Raw genomic sequence first — 4,061 nt, 5'->3', positions numbered from 1 at the left:
TCCATGATTATCTGAACCAAATGGGGGGTGCAGAGCGTGTCGTTTTGGCCCTGCACGAGTTGTTTCCCGACGCCCCCCTCTATACTTCTATCTATGATCCGAAACGGGTTGACCCCGCATTTCGGCGTATGGATATCCGTACCTCTTTTATGCAGAGGTTCCCTTTGGTGACCAGCCACCACCAACCCTATTTACCCTTCTACCCCTACGCCATGGAAAGCCTGGATCTGCGTGGCTATGATCTGGTCATCAGTAGTTCCAGCGCTTTCGCCAAGGGGGTGATTACGCGCCCGGAGACGCTGCATATTTGTTACTGCCATACGCCGATGCGCTGGTGCTGGAACTATGAGGAGTATGTTGAGCGTGAGCAACTGGGGGGCCTGACTCGCCGCCTTTTGCCTTTCTTGATCAGTCGACTGCGTATCTGGGACCAGGTGACGGCGGCTCGCGTTGATTACTTTATTGCTAATTCTCCCGTGGTGGCTGAGCGCATTCGCAAGTACTATCGCCGCGAGGCTGTGGTCATCCCTCCGCCGGTCGACGTCAGCCGCTTCAAGTTCGAGCCGCAGGTGCGAGGCGATTATTTTTTGATCGTAAGCCGTCTGGTTCCTTACAAGCGCATTGATCTAGCTATTGAGGCTTGTAACGCGCTGCGTCTGCCTCTGGTCATTATCGGCAAAGGGCGCGACCTGCCACGCTTGAAACGGCTAGCGGGGCCGACCATCCACTTTGCCGGTCGGCTCAGCGATGCAGAAGTGTTGGACTACTTCGCCCACTGTCGCGCACTGATCTTTCCAGGTGAGGAGGATTTCGGCATCACGCCGCTTGAGGCCCAAGCGGCGGGTCGCCCAGTGATTGCCTACGGGGCTGGCGGCGCGTTGGCTTCTGTCATTGAGGGTGTGACAGGCGTCTTTTTCCGAGAGCAAACAGCAGAGAGTTTGGCCGCAGTGCTGGCTACCTTCGATGAACGGGCCTTTGATCCCTATACAATCCGTGAGCATGCCTTAGAGTTTGATAAGCCGCGCTTCCAACGCCGGATCCAGCAATTCATCGAAGCGAAGCTAGCAGAACGCAGGTCACGCGAGTCCTCTACTCCTTTTGCGCGGACAGCGCAAGGGAGATGGCAGGGGCAGACAGAAACTTCTGGAACACCTTAGGGCTTCGGTCTGATAGGGCCGTTCGCTGCGCGCTGCTGGCTTCCAACGCTGTCAGGAAGAAGAGAGGAAGGATAGTTCATCGTGGAATTGCGAGCGTATTGGGGTGTCGTCAGGCGCCGTCTCTGGATCATTATCCTGGTCGTAGTGATTGCTGCTCTCTATGTTGCCTATCAGGGCTATCACCTGTGGAAAACGCCCGGCGCTCTCAAAGCCTATCACTCGTCTGTGACGATCCAGGTGGGTTTGCAGCCAGCCCCTCGCAGTATGATTCCGAGCTATATTGAGGACATGCAGGTTGCTGAGGCGCTGGCCGACGCCGTGCCCAATGTGGTCACCCTTCCCGGCTTCGACAAAGCTGTCTCAGATCAGGTCGGTCAAGACATGGAGGCGATCCAGGCGCGCTATGGCAGCAATCCTGATCTGGGCGATTGGCAGAACCCGGGAGCAATTGCCGGAGCGCTTTCGGCGAGTCGCGTGCATAATCTGGTGACCATTGACGTCAGTTGGCCAACCGCGCCCGGAGCCTGGGCCATTGCTCAGGCCGTGGGTGAGGTTCTGACGCACCGTTTGAATACCTATCTTGATTACATCATTGAGGGTACGCCAGGTACGAGCCTTAACACAGAGCAATTGCAGCCGGCAGCCATTGGACGCCTGGTAAGTCCTGCCTCTGATCCGGCCCTTGGTTCCGGTTCGGCAGGCAATCGCCTGATGCTGTTGGCGGCCATCATACTGGTGGCTCTGATCATTGGCCTGGCCCTGGCCTTTCTGATAGATTATCTGGATGATCGCCTGCGCAGTGCAGAGGAGGTCGTAGAGCTGTTGGAGTTGCCGGTATATGGCGAGCTACCGCGGGCCCCACGCCCTGGGGAGCGACGTGGTCCTCCTGCCCCGGTTTCTTGAACCGGAGCCGATAGAGATACGGTTTTCTTCCTACGGTGAGGAATAGCTTCGTAGGCGGACAGATTAGCTCCATTATATGATGTTTCTTTTGCGTTGAGATCGGCGGGAGAAGCACAAAGGCAAGGTGTGAGGAGAGAAATCAATGATGAGTGGTTGACCGGAAGGTGCTCTTAATTCCGGTAAGCAGGTAAGTCGCCTGCAAGCTGAACCTTCCGGCAGCTTGGGAGATTGTATCGTGGGTGAATCACATACGCAGATGCAACCTTTGTTATCAGATTATGATCCCGGTTCGGCCTATGTGGAGGCGGTCTTCTCGCTTTTCGCAACGATTCGCTTAAATTGGGAGAGTCAGCAGCGATCTTTGGCTCTGCTGCTGACTAGTCCGTCGCATCCAGAGGAACAGGCCACTGTGGCGGCTAATTTAGCTATTGCTTCGGCACAAAGCGGCTTGCCAACAGTGCTAATCGAGGCCCATGTACGCCAGCCTAGGCTGCACCGGCGTTTTGGTTTGAGCCAAGGTCCAGGTCTCTCGGATCTGCTGCTGCAGGAGCGGGCTTTGACTTCCCAGCAGGTAAGCCCGTACCTAGTGCCAACTTTCGTGCCTCAGCTTTGGCTGTTGGGCAGTGGTACCGGCAGGCTACCACACGGGCTGGCTCCCTATACAGCTCGTCTACCAGAGCTGCTCCAGGGCGTCCGCCTCTTCCTAGAAGAAGGCCAGAGCCAATCAGGCTTAGTAGTGGTGCATGGGGCTCCTGTCCTCGAGGGGGCTGACGCTTCGTTGCTAGGGGCCTGCGTTGATCAGACTTTCCTGGTGGTTGTTCTGGGACGCAGTACACGAACGGCGACAAAGAAGGCCAGTGAGCAGCTACAGCGCGCCCACGCTCACCTGAGTGGGGTGATCCTGGCCCAGGCATAGGCAGGGGTACTTTCCCTGCTTCGCCGGGTGAGAGCAGGTTTAGCTGGCCAGACTTGCCCTTTGGATAGCTCTCCATCCATAATAGTAAACGAGCAGCTCGGACATCAGGCATCACTTGCTAGCGCATTGCCGTCAGATGGCAGGCACAGAGCAGCGTCTTAAATAGAGCTACTGCGATGCTACAGTACGGCAGGAGGATTTCATGCCAGGACGCAGGGACCGGGATGAAGAGTCTCAGGAACGCTATGAATATGAGGAGGATTTTGCTGAGTTTGAGATGGCTGATGGGGTCAACGGTCGTAGCCGCCGTCGTCGCCGCGAGTCGGCAGGATGGAAATCACCTGCTGCCTGGCTGTCTCCTGCTGAGGTTGAAATAGAGCCTCCACGCAGGCGTCGATGGCGCTGGCTATGGATTGTCCTCGCGTTGGCCATTTGTGGAATCTGCGGCTTCACCGGCCTCTTCGCCGCTTTCAATCTTAGTATCGGCCTGAGCCTCAGTAAAGATGCCGCCATAACGGCTAGTAACTTTCTCGCCGCTCTAGGTACCCAGGATTACGCTCAGGCCTACCGCTATCTTGGTCCTCCGATGACGCTTCAGCCGGGCGCTCAGAGTAACTTTATTGCTCAAGCCCAGCGCTATGATGCCTGCTTTGGCACTGTTATAGACTATAAGCAAGTCGAAGGCTCAACTGTTATTCAAGACAATACCTGGAGTTCCACTTACGAGATTACCCGCAGCAAACTTCAGCATAGCTATCGTCTGACACTGACCCTGCAGGAGGATAGCAATCATCAGTGGCGGATTATAGACTATCAAAGTGAGGGAGCCGATAACGCTCTGGCCCCTTCTCAGGCGGCCTGTCAGTGAGAGATTGGCTCAATAGCATGCGAGAGCAGTGAGGGCCTTTGAAGAGCGCTTATGTCCAGCTTACGAAGTATTCTGTTTCGCCATCTTGTACGCCTTGGTTCGCTTAGCAATCGAGCGGATGTCAGTATTAGCCAGCTCCGAGCAAGCATGGAGAAAGGAAACTGGTTCCTTTCTCTGGCGATCCCGTGCGGCACAGAGATCCTACCGACCTCTGCGG

The 4,061-nt window shown here is 56.0% G+C and carries 4 protein-coding genes; all 4 read left to right on the top strand.

Annotated features, from left to right (window positions below):
* Positions 1-1,157, top strand: a 1,157-nt coding sequence (locus tag IRZ24_RS17650; protein WP_297167147.1) for a glycosyltransferase, incomplete at its 5' end; no start/stop codon positions are given.
* Between the two features lie 81 nt (positions 1,158-1,238).
* Entirely contained in the window at positions 1,239-2,060 is an 822-nt protein-coding gene (locus tag IRZ24_RS17645) for a hypothetical protein (protein ID WP_297167144.1), read from the top strand.
* A 235-nt stretch (positions 2,061-2,295) separates the two neighbouring features.
* Positions 2,296-2,976, top strand: coding sequence for a CpsD/CapB family tyrosine-protein kinase (locus tag IRZ24_RS17640; protein ID WP_297167142.1), 681 nt, complete (start codon positions 2,296-2,298; stop codon positions 2,974-2,976).
* 202 nt (positions 2,977-3,178) lie between these two features.
* Positions 3,179-3,844 carry a hypothetical protein gene (locus IRZ24_RS17635; RefSeq protein ID WP_297167139.1) on the top strand — a complete coding sequence of 222 codons (666 nt, stop codon included), beginning with the start codon at positions 3,179-3,181 and terminating at the stop codon, positions 3,842-3,844.
* Positions 3,845-4,061 lie beyond the last annotated feature (217 nt).

Source organism: Thermogemmatispora sp. (assembly GCF_019683755.1).
Taxonomy (GTDB): Bacteria; Chloroflexota; Ktedonobacteria; order Ktedonobacterales; family Ktedonobacteraceae; genus Thermogemmatispora.
This window is presented reverse-complemented; position numbering and strand designations above follow the sequence as displayed.